The organism is Leptospira idonii, assembly GCF_004770995.1.
In the GTDB taxonomy this organism is placed as follows: Bacteria; Spirochaetota; Leptospiria; order Leptospirales; family Leptospiraceae; genus Leptospira_A; species Leptospira_A idonii.
In genome coordinates, this window is sequence record NZ_RQHW01000078.1 from 83,556 (window position 1) to 98,982 (window position 15,427).

Consider the following 15,427-nt stretch of genomic DNA (forward strand, 5'->3'; position numbering starts at 1 on the left):
ATGAGTTCCGAAGATCTGCAAGCGCAATTAAGCGAAGAACAGGCAAAATACGCCGAACTGGAAGTTCTCTACCAAAATATCATCGATCATTCTACGGAAGTAGAAAACGAACTTCTGGAAAACAACAACAAGATCCAAATGTTCTTGGATCGAATGAGACGTTATCTTTCCCCTCAATTGTACGAGATGATCACCGGCTCGAAAGAAGACGAAGCTTCCATCTCCTACCAAAGAAGAAAACTCACTATTTTCTTTTCCGACATCGTAGGATTCACCACAATTACCGATTCCATCGAACCTGAAATTCTTTCCGATTGTTTAAACAAATATCTCGACGTGATGTCTTCCATCGCCATCAAATACGGCGGAACCATTGATAAATTCATCGGGGATGCCATTATGATTTTCTTCGGTGCGCCCGTTTTTGAAAACGATACGGCGCACGCACTCAATTGTGTAAAAATGGCCATCGAGATGAGAGACAGCCTGCCTGCGTTAGATGAATATTGGCGCAAGTCGGGAATCAACCACAACTTAACCTGTCGTATAGGAATTAACACAGGCTATGTTACAGTAGGTAATTTCGGTACAAACGAAAGGATGGACTATACGATCATCGGAGGACCGGTGAATGTGGCTTCCAGACTGGAACATGCTTCAGAGCCGGGCGGGATTTTGATCTCTAACGCCACCAAATCTCTTATCGACGAATTCATCGAAACCAAAGCGAAGGGAGAGATCGTTGTGAAAGGAGTTCATACTCCCATCGAAACTTACCAAGTGATCGGCCTGAAAAATGAACAAGAAAAAAAGGAAAATCCGTTTCTCAAGTTCGACGGTGAGGGTTTTCTCTTAAAACCTCTTCATTTCGACAAAATCAGCACAGATCCTGAAGAAAGAAGATTAATGCGTTACGCATTAGAAAAAGCGCTTGCGGCTTTAAAATAATAGTATATCTTATCGTAGTTATACTAACCGAATATGCGAAAGTACGGTAACTTAAAATCAGAACACATTCTTAAAGTAGAACCTGAATCCAAAATTTCAGTTCACCTCAAACCTCTTGATTTGATGGCACACTGGAGGAGGATCGGTATCCTATCCGATTTCATCGGATACTTCTACGGTTTTTCCTTTGTTTCCGATTCTGGAACAACTCCGGAAGCGATGAAAAGTTCCGAGATCGTTAACTCCATCTCCACAGTGTTCAACGAACTTTTGGAGAACGCAGCGAAATATTCCTTCGATAAAAAAGCAGACATCGATATCGACCTCATCCACAGAGGAAACGCTTTCGAGATGGTAGTCATCAATAGGACCAACGATAAGAGCCTTGCAACTTACGAAATCAATCTCAAAGAAATCTTCGAAGCACAAGATCTCGACGAACTGTACATTCAAAAGCTAGAATTAAATGAAAACGATCCTCATCATTCAGGAATCGGTTTAGTGATGATTCTGAAAGATTATCCGATCGAAATGGAAGTCATCATTGAAAACTCAGGCGATATTTCAAAAATAACCAGCAGGGTTCTCTACTTTACGACTTAACTTCTTTGGAACCGTCTATGACGATCCGAAGAAGAATGTCTATCTGTTCCTCCATTCTTTTTTTGGCTTCAGATGTTTTTGCTTCTCTCCAAGTTCTTTCGTTTAACACGGCAAATCCGTGTACGGCACTCCAAACGCTCATGGATAAGCTAGGAGTAGGAACCGTTTTTTTCAACACCCCTTCCTTTTGCCCGAACTCCACAATTCGATAGAGCCCTAAATACGCTTCCTGCCCTATTTTTTTCAAATCATCCGGCGCCTCTTCACACTGAATATCACCACCAAACATAAGTTCTGTTCTTCTGGGATGATCCAAAACAAGCATAATGTAAGCTCTGCCGGAAGCCTTCAATTTCTCCAAAGGATCTTCGCTCACCGACCAAGATTTCTGCATCGCATCGCTCAAATCGGAAAAACCTCTGGCTGCCAAAGCGAATAAGAGATCGATCTTACGAGGAAAATGGCGGTAAGGAGCTGCGTGACTCACCCCCAGTTCGGAAGCAACATCCCTTAAACTAAGGGCACCTACCCCTTTCTCCTCTAAAATCGATTCGGAACGAACAAGAAGGGTATTTCGTAAGTCTCCGTGGTGATAGCTGGATTCCGTATTTGCCGATTTACTCTTCTTCGAGGGAGCCAAGGTAGGAGTTTTGGCTCCGGGAGTTGCATTTTTTTTTGCCATAATGTTTACAATGTCTACTTTTATGTTGACAGCGACCACAACCAATGATTACACTGTCTACATTAAGAAAACCGGTTTTGCCGTAGGAGTCAAGTATGTTTCCGCATTCACTGAAACTCAAATTCGAATGGTTGGACAAACAAAAATCCAATCCCTTGTATTGGAACGGAATCGTTATGGGTCTTTCCCTTTTGGTTTTGTTTCCTTTATTATTCCTGGATCCCAGAATGCTTCAATCCGCTCCGATTTGGATCAAACCTATCAAATTCAGCGTCTCGATCGCAGTGTATTCCTTCACATTGGTTTGGATTTTGCAGTTTCTTTCCTTACAAGAAAAAACGATCCAAAAACTTTCCTGGGTTTTGACGATTACTACTTTCATCGAAATCGTCTGTATTGTTCTGCAAGCAGGAAGGGGAATCTCGAGTCATTTCAATATTACGACTCCATTCAACGGATTTATCTTTTCCCTTATGGGAACCAGCATCACCGTCTTTTGGGTCGCACATCTCCTCGTTACGATACGAATCCTTCGCAAAACAGATGTAAATAAATTCATTAAGGAATGTTTGATGTGGGGATTGTTCATCGCTTCCTACGGTATGATCTTAGGTTTTTTTATGACCACCCCTAGACCGGAACAATTGGAAGAAATGAAACAAGGGATTTTGAATGCGAACGGAGGCCATACTTTCGGAGCACCTGATGGCGGACCCGGAATTCTATTCTTTGGATGGAGCACCGTTGCAGGTGATATGAGAGTGCCTCATTTTTTCGGAATGCACGCAATGCAGTTTTTTTCAGTAGTAGCTTGGTTCCTAGGGACTTTATCTCGCAAAGACAATAACATTTCTTTAGATTCCAAAATTCCATATCTTCGAATTTCAGGATTATCCATTTTTTCCATCATCGTAATTATGAATGTACAAGCTTTGTCGGGAGAATCGATCTTTGCTACCAGCAAGCCGTATCTGTTCGGTTATTTGGCAGCGATCTTCTTTTTAGTTGTAAGTATCGTTCTTATGATGCCTAATTTCCATAGAAAACCAATTGCTCAAGGAGTTTTATCATGACCGCTTCGAATATTTTCCAAATCATGAACCCGATCGCAATGGCAGGATGGCTATTGCTGATCGCAGCACCAAACTGGAAACATACGAAAAAAATAACTACGATCGTAATTTCTACTTTCGTTTTCGGCGGACTTTATTCTTTCTTCATCGGATCCAGCTTCGGTCATGCAGAAGGGGGGTTCGACAGCTTGGAGAATGTCAGAAAATTATTTCAAAACGATTATGCGTTGTTAGCCGGATGGGTTCACTATTTGGCCTTCGACCTGTTTTTAGGCACATGGGAAATCGAAGATGCGAAAGCGCACGGAATTTCCAGATGGCTCGTGCTCCCTTGTCAAATTATGACTTTCATGTACGGCCCGGTGGGGCTACTTCTCTATACGATCCTCAAAATCGTTCTTAGAAAAAAAGTCTGGGAATAAAAGGGCAAAAAGGTGAAAACTTTTTAAAAATTTTTCGCAAAACAGGAAAACCAAATGCAAAAAACAAGGATTTGGTGTAGAGGGAAGGGAGGAAAGCCCACTAGCCCGCCTCCTCCACCCAATTCAGGGTGGGGGCTTGCTCCTCTCCGCAGGAATTATGTCTCTTCCTGTTTAGCCGCCATAAACATCTAACAACGATAATATCCTTTCGTAACGAGCAACTTCTTCCTCGTTTCCTTGGAGTTCCGCAGATTCCAAACTTTCAAATGCCAAATCTCTACCGCAACGATGTTCCTGATTGAAAACATTCGGCATTGCTCCCGCCTCCAGTAGAAGCGCCAAAACGGAAGAATGTCCGAACTTACATGCCTCATGCAAAGACGTATTACCAAAGTTATCTGCAATATGAATGTTTGCTCCGCCCTGAATCAATCTCTTGGCAAGAGAAGGTTCGCCGAAAATAGAACACCAATGTAAACCGGTCATTCCGTTCAAGGACTGTTGGTCCACATTGATTCCTAGAGTGATCAATGAATCGAGCAAAGTCGTTTTATCTTTTAAAGATATCTCATTGTTTTGGCACAGTCGAAACAAAGGAGTTTCTCCGTTTTTATCCACATGATTCGGATCTGCACCCGAATCCAAGAGCAACTGTCCACATTTTGCGCCTGCAGAAGACAATGCTTCATGTAACAAAGAAAAGCTTAACGGGTTTAAGGAAGACTCCGGGGACACGTAACTGGGAGAAACACCCGAATTCAAAATTTCTCGAAGCAAAATAGGATCATCCTTTTGGATTGCAATGGAAGGATCTTGTCCGGATGGATTCGAAGAAGGTGGCTCCAATAAACGTTCCATTTCCGTAGGAAATTTCTTTTTTAGGATTCCCACAAAACTAGGATTAGTGTCTGAAAAGGATTCAAGTTTATTTTTAATCGTATCCCAGGAACTTGCATCGGGATAGACTTGATTGCCGATCAGAAAGATCAAAGATTCGGTCATTTTTTTCTCGGAGAGAGAGAATTTAAAAATCACATTCTCTTCCGTCAAAACCAAACTCTCTGCTTCACCTTCTCCGATAATCCAATGTTCAAAAAGAGTTTCCAATAAGATTCTTTTTTCCTCTTCGAAGAGCCTGGAAAAACTTTCTTGAAGGTGCAAAGTGTTCCCGGACAAAGTATAAACCTTAGCAGCTAACTTATTTGATACGAAACTCGGCAGTTCCTTCGAGAAAGTACCGTTGCTCTCGAATTCTACTGTTTGAATTCTAAGCGCTTTGAAAGTCCCATTGAGATAGGTATTCGTTTCGTCGGGAATCGCAAGATAAATTTTACCTTGTACGGATGTTTCCGATTCAGATTCAACGGTAAGAGACAAACGATAACCGGAGTTTGCCGAAAATGTATCGGATACGGAAACCATCCTGGATTGGTTTTCTCTATCATCCGGCCTTACATCGAAACGAAATCCCTTTAGCTTTTTAGGATGAGCTAAACCTGTAATGGAAATGTATTCCTTCGGCTGGAAGATTTCATTCTCATCTGCCGGTAAAATGAGAAGTCTGTCATCAAACCAAACGGAACGGAAATCGTCGAAAAAATGGCCTTTCCATTGGCCATGCAATTCAGTTTCAGGAATTTCACTTTCAAATTGTAGATCAAATAAAACTAATTTAGGGCTAGGAGCAGGAGCCTCTTGCGATCCGGCCTCACTTCTGTCGAACGGATTCAGAAAACTACAAGATTTACAGCGGAATTTTCCTTTTTTGCCTTGGATTTTCGATTCTGTGATATGATGTTCACTGGAACATTGACTGCATATTAAGATTGCTTTCATTTCTAAAATAATCCATCAATATAAGAAAGGTTGTTTGAAATCTATCAATCGAAATTTGATAGAAATATTCGGAAGAACACAAAAAGGAACCCAATGAGACAAAAACAATATTTGATCATCGGCGGTTCGGGAGAAGCGGGCCAAAGCGCACTAGAAGAACTCCGCAATTCTCAACCGAATGCCTTACTTGTTGCAACCACTACGGGATCTTCGGAAATCGGCGGCGCAGACATCACATTGACGAATATTTCCGCAGATCATCATATAACTCAAAATATATCCTCACAACTGAACTCAAAGAATATATCCCAAGAATGGGAAGCTCTTATCTATACCCCTGCTCTCGGCGAAGTAGGATATCCCATTCGACAAACATCGAAAGAGGCACTATCTTCTGCTTTGTCAATTTCTTATGATCCTTTGGTTCTTTTGGAAAAAGAATTCAAACCGAAACTCTCAATCGGGTATTCCGCATTTTATTGGCTGCCTCATACTCTTTCATTTTACGGGTCTATGGGATATGTAAAACTCATCATGGATGAATGGGCACTTACATCTCCGTCTAACAGAAAAATCATTAGAGCGGGAACCTTTTATTCCAAAAGCGTAAGAGGAATATCTTTGATTCTACAGAGATCTCTCAAAACGACGCAGGAAGAAGAATTGTTGGATTTGAAAAACAAATTCCAATCTTCCCAGTTGAAGTTCCAAGACTTCTTCCTAGAATACGCATGGAACCATGAAAGAGAATATTTTGCGGATAAAGCAGAAGATTCCCCTTACAGGGCCACCACTCGATCCGATTTAGGAAGAGGTTTGCGTTATGCACTTCAGATCGAGGAACCAATCATTACAGTGCTAGGTGATTGGACTTGGAAAGAAAACCAACTCCCCTATTTACCGGATTGGTTTCAATCGAAAGAGCTTTTATAAGAATGATTATTTAGTAATTGGAACGGAGAAGTTAGGTTTGATCAAAGGCATGTCTCTCTGAGTCGTCCTTAATCATTTTCTATCTTTAACAACCATACTTCATCTACGGGAAAACGCTCCCTATGGGTCGCTACGTTTCTCACAGAACCGATCGTTCGAATCCGATCTATCACTTCGTATCATTATTGTTATTTTATGAGAAAAGGTTCGCCGAATCGCGAGTCCAAGGATGGACGAGTGTGCGAATGATATTAAGGTTATGGAAAGGAGTTTGACGAAAAGCGACCAAGGATGGTCGCGGGCGGGAGCTCTAGCCAGGAGGGCTAGGCGAAAGCGGAGTCGAACTTCTTTCCATGGGTGGATGACGGGATTCGCCTTACGTTGCCTTCCCTTCCGGGTCAGGCAAACTCCAGGCCGTCTCGCTTCTGTCCTCGCACATCCATGTGCTCGGTCGAAACGCTTCACGCTCCCTATGGGTCGCTACGTTTCTCACAGAACCGATCGTTCGAATCCGATTTTATATTAAATATTACAGTTGTTATTGGGATGAGAAAAGCCGCTGTGTGCGGCTTTCGAATGGGTGGATGACGGGATTCGAACCCGCGACGACCGGTACCACAAACCGGGGCTCTACCGCTGAACTACACCCACCGTTTTAAGAGAATCAACTTGACCCGAGAGGGATTCGAACCCCCGACCAACTGCTTAGAAGGCAGTTGCTCTATCCAGCTGAGCTACCGGGTCTGATAGAACAACCTTATTCGGGATGACAGGATTTGAACCTGCGACCCTCTGTACCCAAAACAGATGCGCTACCACTGCGCTACATCCCGAAAGAAGTTCTGATTTTCCAGTTTTTTGGTGAGGAGCGCTCTGTCAACAAAAGGGAGGGATTATTTTCGTAAGTTCTTCAATCTCTCTAACAAAATAGGATGATTCGGATTCTTTTTCAGGCCCTTTCGGAAAGCTTTCCAAGCAGCCTCCGTATTTCCCGACTTCTGTAGAAAAAATCCGAAGGAATCCAAATAAGCAGGATTCTCAGGATCCAAACTCAACGCCTTTTTCAGGCAATCCACAGCTTCCTTTTTTTCGTCTGCAGTCAAACTAGGCTTCAGGGCAAGAAGATAACCTAACGAGTTTAAGCTGTTTCTATAATCGGGATTACTCTTTAAGATGCGACGGTGGATTCCGATCGCTTCTTCCAAACGATGGGTATATTCATAAATATGGGCCAAAAAGGAAAGAAGTTTCGGATCATCCAAGGCGATCTGCAGCCTGGATTGTATGATTTCCTCCGCTTTCGCCCAATCCTTCAGTTCGATATAGGAAAAAACTTTCAGACGGTACACATTGTCCAGTTCGATGAATTTGGGAGACCTTTCGATGATGGAATCCAAAACCTGAACCGCTTTTTTGAAATTTTTGGTCTGAAAGCAGCAAAGAGAAAAATTATAAAGCAGAATAGGATCGTCCGGAGAAGAGGAAATTTCCTGATCCAAAAGAGTCAAAGCCAAGGCATAATTGCCTTTATTCATATAAGAAAGATAATCGTTCTGGTTGGAATCCGCCATAAAACCGCCGTTCAACCTGCTAGTAGTGACAATCTATTTGAGTCCGTTAGATCGAGTTGAATGGGAGTCACAGGAATTTTACCTGCATAGTATGCCTCGAAATCGGTTCCTGTTTCCTGATCGTGACCTAGAAGGCTTCCGTTCAACTGGAATTCGCTCACACCTTCTATGATATTGGTCTTATCGTATTTTTCGGTGTATCTTCTTCTCCCCAGTCGAACAAATGTAAGTTGATCTAATCCCCCGCTCCCCCCGATCTCAGGAGGAAAGTTCATATTCCAAACCTCTCCCGGCAGGATCTTCGTAACATACGAATCCAAAAATAGGCCGACTAACTTTGCTTCTCTTTCATAACCGTCTTCCGGATCGATTCTACCGGAACTGACCGCCAAAGAAGGAAGACCGTGAAGTCCTCCATGTTTTGCAGCCCCTACCGTACCGGAATAGTGTACATCGTATCCCATGTTCACTCCCCTGTTGATTCCGGAAAGAACCAAATCGATTTTAGGAAAGATCTCAGCATATAGACCGATGTTTACGCAGTCCACGGGAAACCCATCTGCAATGTAATGATTGTCGTTGATTCGTTCCACCCTCATCGATTGAAAAACGGTAAGTGCCATAGAAGTGACAGAACGTTCTTTGAGAGGAGCGATCAGATATGTATTGTGTTTTTTACCCAGCTCTTTTTCGAGAGCCTTGATTCCGCTAGAAGAGATACCGTCGTCGTTGGTAATGAGAATATTCAACTAAAACCCTCCGGCGAACGACTGCAATATGGTGGTTGCCGTATATAAATTCAAAAGAAAAGGAAACAATAAAGTGATTCCCAAAGCGGTATAAGAAAACCGAATCGCATCTTTATCTTTCAGATCATAAATGTATTTAGCGCCTCTTCCTACAAGCACCGCATAAACGATAAAAAGAAACGACAAAAGAAACAAACCTGTTCCCACTCCGTAAATTCCTAAGGATTGCAAAATCATAGCCACGGATCCGAAAAGAACGAAGACGACGACTGCATGCCTTGCGAAACTGATGAGAGTTCCGATCCGAATGTTTCTCGCCTTGCTATGAACGTAATAATCCAAAACGATCCCGAAAAAGAAGGGGAAAAAACGAAGAATGATCAGATTGGAAATAAAACCGAAAATAAGAAAACTGATCGTTGAAATCGTGTAAGGTGGAGACAAAAGACTCATCCCTGTGGAAATGCTGAGTGCCGCCAAAATGGAAAAAAGCCAATTCGAGGATTTAGAAACCGCAAAAGGGATCTCATTCACTTCCTCCGCATAACGCAAAGGTTCTAAGAATAAAATTTCCAATAGATCGACGAAGTCATAAAACAAATCTCTCATAAATTCCATTTCCCTAAAGAACTAGGAAGAATGACCAAAAGAGGAGATTCCAACATCATGCTGATTTTTTTTGAAGAGATGGCGCTTCCTTCGAAGAGAACTCCGAAACTTTGAAGAAAACGATCGAACGGAGTCACTTCTTTTTCGTACAAAGGGATCAAACCTTCGTACAAACAAAGTTCGGAAAGTTTTTTATGAGCTTCCCTTCTTCCTCCGATATCATCCACAAGTTTGTTTCGGAAAGCGTCCTCTCCGGAATAAATTTTACCTTCCGCCAATTCTTCTACGGATTTAACGGTTTTATTTCTTCCTTTGGCAACATCTTCCACAAACTTATGATAGGTGTCCATCAACTGTTTGTTTATGATATCGTCTTCCTCTGCGGTGGAGTCACGGAAAGGAGAATACATATCTTTGTATTTTCCCGCCTTAAAGGTTTTTACGGACACTCCGTACCGATCCATCAGACCTTTGAAATTAGGACTGAAAGAAATCACTCCGATGGAACCTGTGATGGTTCCGTTTTGTGCGAAGATATAATCGGAAGCGGCAGCGATATAATATCCGCCTGATGCCGCCACATCCTTCATGGAAACTACGATTTTCTTCGTTTTGCGAAGGTGCATAAGTTCATTGAAAATTTCCTGAGAAGCGGCAACCGTTCCTCCGGGAGAATTCACTTCGATCAAGATCCCTTTTACGTTGGCATCCTCTTCCAAATCACGTAACTCTCGTAATATGGTATCCGCTCCGGTAGAATCGTAAGTGGACTCTCCCGAATGAATTTCTCCTACGATGGAAACCACTGCTGCGCCGATTTCATTGGATTGGAAAAGCCCTCCTCCCGTCCCGGAGGAAAACTTGGACGAACCTGAGTTGGTAGCGATATGAACAATACCTAAGACGGTAGCTACTGCGGAGAGGAGGAAGGTGAGAAAGAGTAGAATTTGGTTTCTTTCCATAATGACACCCTCAAGAAAAGCGACACAAAACAGCCAGTCAACTTTAATAATACTTTACTTTTTTTGTAAAAAAATGTTTATTTTCCTTGTACATAACTACCGATAAAATGATAGGTAGATCCAGAGGAGTTTCCTGCCCCGACAGTGAGACATAACTCAGGTAACTAAGGAAGGTAAGGACATGGATGTTCGTCTCAATCGTCTTCTCAATTCTGCTGAACGGTTCGTCCAGGACAAAAAAGATACTAAGGATGTATCTTCGAACGAACTCTCTTCCAAAACTCCTCAAAAGCTGGAATCCAAATCCGATTTTGCGATCAGCCTTCCCGTTCAATATCATAACATTCAAACAAAGCTGACCGAGCTGCAAAAACAACTTTCCAGAGAACAATCCAGATTGGGTCTTTTGGAAGATCCTGCATCCACCAAAGAAGATTTGATTCAGGTTCTTTTTGAAAACGAACCTCTGTTTCCGGAGCTTACATCCGGAAATCAGGAATCCTTTCAAAAGGCAGATTCCCTTCTCAATACGCAAACCAGCATCAAAGCCCTTGTGGAAGAATTGAAGAAGAAGGAAGTGGAAGGAGAAAATATTTTCTCATTAGGCATGATTCTCAATCCGGAGGAATTCAACGGTAAATTGGGTCAAATGTCCCCTTCCGCGCTGAAGCCTATTTCGGAAACCGTAGTCAAACGTCTATTAGGCGGCTAAGCTGGAGCTAAAAAAGTCACTTAACACTTTCGACTCAGTCTCCCTTCTTTTTTCCTCAATGGTAGGATCGGGGATTTTTTTCACTTCCGGGTTTTTACTCAAAGAAACAGGAAATCCTTGGATCGTAATTCTCTGCTGGGGAGTCGGAGGATTTTTAGCTCTCTGCGGTTCCATCACTTATGCTTATGCAGCCCGCCTTCTTCCTTATGCAGGTGGTGATTACGTTTATCTCAAAGTAGCCTACTCTCCCGTTTTGGCTTTTATGAGCGGCTGGTCTTCGTTACTCACCAATTTTTCCGCATGTATCTCCGTTTTGGCTTTGGCATTCGGGAAGTATATTGTCATTTTATTTCCAGGAATCCCCATCTGGGATTCAGGCATATATCGCATATTAGGTGTTGATTTTCAAATAGGAACGGAAACATTTATCGGAATCGTTCCCATCCTTTTATTCAGCGGTTTGAATTTTTTCGGAATCAAATCGGCAGTCATCGTTCAAAATTTTTTCGCAGTCGTAAAAATCACAGGTTTGATCCTGTTTTTGATTTTGGGTTTCTCCATCGGAAACACGAATTGGAATTATCTTTTCTCGGTGCCTTTTCCTGAAGTCGCAACTCTTTCTTTCTTTTCTAAAGTTCTCATAGGGATCGTTCCGGTATCTTTTTCTTATTTAGGATGGAACATGATCACCTATCTTGCGGAAGAAGTGCGTTCTCCCGAAAAAAGTCTCATTCGTTCCGCAGTCACCGCTTGTTTTTTGGTCACGGGTCTTTATCTTTCTTTGAACATTTTATTTTTAGTTTCGGCTCCTTCCTCGGAACTTTCCGGACAGGATGGAATCGGTGCGATCGCCTTTCAATCGTTATTTGGAAAGAAACTGGCGATCGTAACCACTGCATTTGTGACTTGGGTGATACTCGGATCTCTTTCCGCGATTCTCATCGGTGGAAGCAGAGTCTATTTTGCAATGGCAAGAGACGGAGCTTTTCTCAGTAATTTTGCCAACTTACATCCGAAATACGGAAGTCCTTATGTAGCGATTTTTTTCCAAGCAGGAATCGCCATTCTGTTTTTGACGATCAAAGATATCGAATCCCTTCTTTATATGATCACTTGTTCGATCCTTCTTTTGTCCTGCTTGACCGCCGCCACTCCCTTTCGATTCAAAAAAATGGGATTTCAATCGGATTATAAAATTCCTTTTTATCCTCTTCCCATACTCATTTATATTTTCGCAAATGTCGCGGTGATGGTGGTTCTATTTACGGAAAAACCCGTGACAGCTCTTTGGGGTCTTACGATCACTCTTACCGCCATACCTACGTATTACCTTTTTAAACTACATAAAAAAACACCTTCTCTTCACAAAGAACTCACCCGATAAAAACCTTACAGGAGATATATGAAAAAACTCATACTCACTCTTTTGTTTCTGACCGTGTCTCTACCGGTATTTTCCCAAGCGGGAAAATTGGAAAAAAGCGTTGTCCGCTTGAAATTAGCGGCTCAATACGGGATCTACGAATCCGACTGGGAAAAAAGAAACCAAACATACACCCCTTTTTACAGAAGGATGTTGGAAGAAAACTGGAAAGATCAGAACAAGGCGGCTGGCGGCAAACTAGGATTAGACTATTATGCCTCTTTGAGCCATCCTCTTTTCACTCATCTGCTCTTTGGAATCAGTTACGGTTCTCTTTCCGGAAATTTTCCAGGCAACAGATACGGGTTTTCTCAAATCAATCCCGGAACCTATAAATCAGGACTCACTCAAACCGAACTTACTTTCGGAACCGTAATCGCACCTTTCGAATCTTTTAGAGTGATTCCCAAATTCGTTTTCAGATCGATCAACCAAAACCTGAAAAACAAAAATATGTATTTGGAAAGCAGTTCCGATTTGGTTTATCTTTCCGGTTCGGAAACCTACAAAGCCTCGACTTCACTCGGTTATTTGGGACTGGGATTGGAATACGATCTTACTCCTACACTAACTCTTTATTTCGACTCATTGTTATTCAGCAATTTATTGGTTCGATCCGACGGAAAATATACTGTCGAATCCAGGATGGAAGGTTATCTTCTTTCAAACACCACTTTGGCCTCTTACACTACTTTGGAATCTTCCCAAGGAACTTTTAAGGTAAGCGGAAACAGATTTTTGTTGGGAATCAGTTTGAAACTTTCCGACACGATCAAAGTTTTTTTCGCAACGGAAAAAGACATCATCGTGACGGATATGAGCAATTCCATAGGAAGTGCGGGCTCCATTTATGCCTCCCTTACGACAAGAAACACTCGTTTGGCGGGAGACTTGGTGCAAAAAACTCTTTATGACAATATATTCTATTCGGAAAGAAGACGTTTGGAGACAACAACTCTCCAATTGGGAATTTCCAAAGATTTTAATTTATAGAAGATCGTTTAAGTTTCGCTGAAAGTTCTTCCGATTTCGGAAAGAACTTCATCCTTCGCAAGCACCCAGACTACATCCCCGCCTTTAACCTGGGTGTTTCCGGAAGGAATCAAAAACTGTTCTCCCCTTGCGATCAAAAGCACATGTGATTCCGCAGGAAGTTTAATCTCGAATAATGCTTTATCAATCGCCTTAGAGTTGTAAGGTACGATCATCTCTTGTAGGCTCATTCCCGGAAATTCTATATTGTCGAAATCTCTAGGACGATATAAACTTTCAGAATCTTTCTTCAAAATTCCCAGCCACTTCGCCATCTTTTGCACTGTAGAACCCTGAACCAAAAGAGAGACCAATACCACGAAGAATACTATATGGAACAAAAGTTCTCCGCCAGCTAAACCGGCAGCGATAGGGAAAGTCGCCATAATGATGGGAGAAGCCCCTCGCAAACCCACCCAAGAAATAAATAATTTTTCTTTTAAAGGAACCTTTTCACCGATTAACGATACGAAGACGGCCAAAGGACGGGCGAACACCATCAGCAGCACAGCGATACTGATTCCAGGAATCCAAATCTGAGCCAAACGACTAGGGAAGACAAGAAGACCGAAACAGAGAAACATGCCTATCTGCAAAATCCAGACATATCCGTTTAAAAATCGGAAGATGGATTTTTTATGAATGAACTTGAATCTTCCGATCAAAATCCCTGCGATATAAACGGCCAAAAATCCGTTTCCTTGAAAGATGGTAGTTACTGAAAATACGAAAGGAACGCAAGCGGTAATGAATACCAAATAAAGACCGTCATATCCTAGTTTGACGGAGTTCATCAAGTAAACGATCACCATCCCGAAACTGTATCCCATCAGAACACCCGCAAAAATCTGAAGAAAGAAAAAACGAGCGAAATACCAGCCGGAGAATGTGGATGCATCCGCAGTGATAAGACTGATGAATATGGTGGTGAGTAAAACTCCGATCGCATCGTTGGAACCCGATTCGAATTCCAAAATCTTTTTCAAACTTTCTTCCAAATCGGAACTTCCCGTTTTGAAGATATTGAAAACGGATGCCGCATCCGTAGCACTTACGATGGAACCTAGAAGCAAAGATTCCATCAAACCTAGTACCGGAAAAAACCAGTGGATGAGAACTCCCAAAATCAAAGCGGTGAGTATGGTTCCGAAGATGGAAAGTTTTAAACTGACGGAAAGATTGGAGGACAAAGCGTCCCAATCGCTTTCCAATCCGCCCAAAAACAAAATGAACATCAAAGAAAAAGTACCTATGGACTGTGCCATTTTGTAGTCGCTGAATTCCAATCCTCCCGGACCGTCAGAACCAGCTAACATCCCAAATACGAGGAAGATCAACAGAATAGGGAATCCGAAGCGGAAAAAAAGTTTACTGGAAAGAATCGAAAAAAGAATCAGTGCGGAAACTATAAATGCTTGTAAGGTGAAGGAATCGATCATTAACGGATTTGGCTCATCTCCCTTTGTTCAGGATTTCAATCGCTTTCGCTCTTAAGATCGGGTGCACTCTGAAATCGTCCGGATTGAGTTCCTTCGCACCGGAACCTTCTTCCTCATTGGCAGCCGCCGCCTCTTTCGGTGCGGACATCGGTTCGCTTGTTTTGAATTTATCTTTTCCTAACCATTCTGACAAAGCCATCACCATTCTTTGGAAGATCTCGTCTACTTTGTCTTGTCTGCCTGCCTTTTTATAATAACCGAAAGCAAGCATAGGAAGCCTTTTATCGTACATAAAATGATCGCCCAGACGAATGAGTCCGTCTTGGTAGCCGGTCTTGAGAAAAATTTCCCTGGCTTTGCGAATGTCTCCCGCATTGAATGCTTGGTTTCCCTCACGAATCAATTGCGCTCTGAGTTTGGCTTCCATGTTTAA

Annotated in this window: 16 protein-coding genes and 3 tRNA genes; 8 read left to right on the forward strand and 11 right to left on the reverse strand. The window is 42.3% G+C overall.

Features of this window, described 5'->3' with window-relative positions:
* Positions 1 to 948, forward strand: coding sequence for an adenylate/guanylate cyclase domain-containing protein (locus EHS15_RS17455; RefSeq protein WP_135761878.1), 948 nt, complete (start codon positions 1 to 3; stop codon positions 946 to 948).
* A gap of 33 nt (positions 949 to 981) precedes the next feature.
* Positions 982 to 1,551, forward strand: a complete 570-nt coding sequence (locus tag EHS15_RS17460) for a slr1658 superfamily regulator (protein ID WP_135761879.1) — start codon at positions 982 to 984, stop codon at positions 1,549 to 1,551.
* On the opposite strand, the gene EHS15_RS17465 is transcribed toward EHS15_RS17460, so the two are convergent.
* Positions 1,541 to 2,233, reverse strand: a complete 693-nt coding sequence (locus EHS15_RS17465; protein ID WP_135761880.1) for a TetR/AcrR family transcriptional regulator — start codon at positions 2,231 to 2,233, stop codon at positions 1,541 to 1,543. The genes EHS15_RS17460 and EHS15_RS17465 overlap by 11 nt on opposite strands.
* A gap of 95 nt (positions 2,234 to 2,328) precedes the next feature.
* Here EHS15_RS17465 and EHS15_RS17470 point away from each other — a divergent pair, with 95 nt between their 5' ends.
* Together EHS15_RS17470 and EHS15_RS17475 are read left to right on the forward strand one after the other, a co-directional pair.
* Entirely contained in the window at positions 2,329 to 3,306 is a 978-nt protein-coding gene (locus EHS15_RS17470; RefSeq protein ID WP_210416372.1) for a hypothetical protein, read from the forward strand.
* The gene (locus EHS15_RS17475; protein WP_135761881.1) at positions 3,303 to 3,728 is read left to right on the forward strand and encodes an ABA4-like family protein; all 426 of its coding nucleotides are present in this window, start codon (positions 3,303 to 3,305) and stop codon (positions 3,726 to 3,728) included. The genes EHS15_RS17470 and EHS15_RS17475 overlap by 4 nt, the downstream gene beginning before the upstream one ends.
* 171 nt (positions 3,729 to 3,899) lie before the next feature.
* Here the strand turns inward: EHS15_RS17475 and EHS15_RS17480 are convergent, their stop codons facing one another.
* On the reverse strand, positions 3,900 to 5,564 hold the full coding sequence (locus EHS15_RS17480) for an ankyrin repeat domain-containing protein (RefSeq protein ID WP_135761882.1): 1,665 nt from the start codon (positions 5,562 to 5,564) through the stop codon (positions 3,900 to 3,902).
* 93 nt (positions 5,565 to 5,657) lie between these two features.
* On the opposite strand from EHS15_RS17480, the gene EHS15_RS17485 reads away from it, so the two are divergent.
* Entirely contained in the window at positions 5,658 to 6,497 is an 840-nt protein-coding gene (locus tag EHS15_RS17485) for a hypothetical protein (protein ID WP_135761883.1), read from the forward strand.
* 579 nt (positions 6,498 to 7,076) lie between these two features.
* Here EHS15_RS17485 and EHS15_RS17490 read toward each other — a convergent pair.
* The 7 genes from EHS15_RS17490 to sppA all read right to left on the reverse strand — a co-directional run bounded on the left by EHS15_RS17490 (position 7,077) and on the right by sppA (position 10,388).
* Positions 7,077 to 7,148: transfer RNA gene (locus tag EHS15_RS17490), tRNA-His, on the reverse strand.
* 19 nt (positions 7,149 to 7,167) lie between these two features.
* Positions 7,168 to 7,241 (reverse strand) — tRNA-Arg (locus EHS15_RS17495).
* Positions 7,242 to 7,258: 17 nt separating this feature from the next.
* Positions 7,259 to 7,330 (reverse strand) — tRNA-Pro (locus EHS15_RS17500).
* Positions 7,331 to 7,390: 60 nt separating this feature from the next.
* The gene (locus EHS15_RS17505) at positions 7,391 to 8,068 is read right to left on the reverse strand and encodes a tetratricopeptide repeat protein (protein WP_135761884.1); all 678 of its coding nucleotides are present in this window, start codon (positions 8,066 to 8,068) and stop codon (positions 7,391 to 7,393) included.
* Between the two features lie 11 nt (positions 8,069 to 8,079).
* The gene (surE, locus tag EHS15_RS17510) at positions 8,080 to 8,817 is read right to left on the reverse strand and encodes a 5'/3'-nucleotidase SurE (RefSeq protein WP_135761885.1); all 738 of its coding nucleotides are present in this window, start codon (positions 8,815 to 8,817) and stop codon (positions 8,080 to 8,082) included.
* A complete protein-coding gene (locus EHS15_RS17515) occupies positions 8,818 to 9,426 on the reverse strand; it encodes a hypothetical protein (protein WP_135761886.1) in 609 nt (202 codons plus the stop codon). It lies immediately after the preceding gene.
* On the reverse strand, positions 9,423 to 10,388 hold the full coding sequence (sppA, locus tag EHS15_RS17520) for a signal peptide peptidase SppA (protein ID WP_135761887.1): 966 nt from the start codon (positions 10,386 to 10,388) through the stop codon (positions 9,423 to 9,425). The genes EHS15_RS17515 and sppA overlap by 4 nt, the downstream gene beginning before the upstream one ends.
* 181 nt (positions 10,389 to 10,569) lie before the next feature.
* Between sppA and EHS15_RS17525 the strand changes: the two genes are divergently transcribed.
* Genes EHS15_RS17525 through EHS15_RS17535 form a run of 3 tightly spaced genes read left to right on the forward strand, consistent with a single transcriptional unit; the run spans position 10,570 to position 13,516 of the window.
* Positions 10,570 to 11,100, forward strand: a complete 531-nt coding sequence (locus EHS15_RS17525) for an LIC10415 family protein (RefSeq protein WP_135761888.1) — start codon at positions 10,570 to 10,572, stop codon at positions 11,098 to 11,100.
* A gap of 1 nt (position 11,101) precedes the next feature.
* The gene (locus EHS15_RS17530; protein WP_135761889.1) at positions 11,102 to 12,484 is read left to right on the forward strand and encodes an APC family permease; all 1,383 of its coding nucleotides are present in this window, start codon (positions 11,102 to 11,104) and stop codon (positions 12,482 to 12,484) included.
* Positions 12,485 to 12,502: 18 nt separating this feature from the next.
* Complete coding sequence (locus tag EHS15_RS17535) at positions 12,503 to 13,516, forward strand: hypothetical protein (RefSeq protein WP_135761890.1); 1,014 nt, start codon at positions 12,503 to 12,505, stop codon at positions 13,514 to 13,516.
* Positions 13,517 to 13,524: 8 nt separating this feature from the next.
* Here EHS15_RS17535 and EHS15_RS17540 read toward each other — a convergent pair whose 3' ends face one another.
* Entirely contained in the window at positions 13,525 to 14,994 is a 1,470-nt protein-coding gene (locus EHS15_RS17540) for a potassium/proton antiporter (RefSeq protein WP_135761891.1), read from the reverse strand.
* A gap of 13 nt (positions 14,995 to 15,007) precedes the next feature.
* Positions 15,008 to 15,421, reverse strand: a complete 414-nt coding sequence (locus EHS15_RS17545; RefSeq protein ID WP_135761892.1) for a hypothetical protein — start codon at positions 15,419 to 15,421, stop codon at positions 15,008 to 15,010.
* Positions 15,422 to 15,427: the final 6 nt, after the last annotated feature.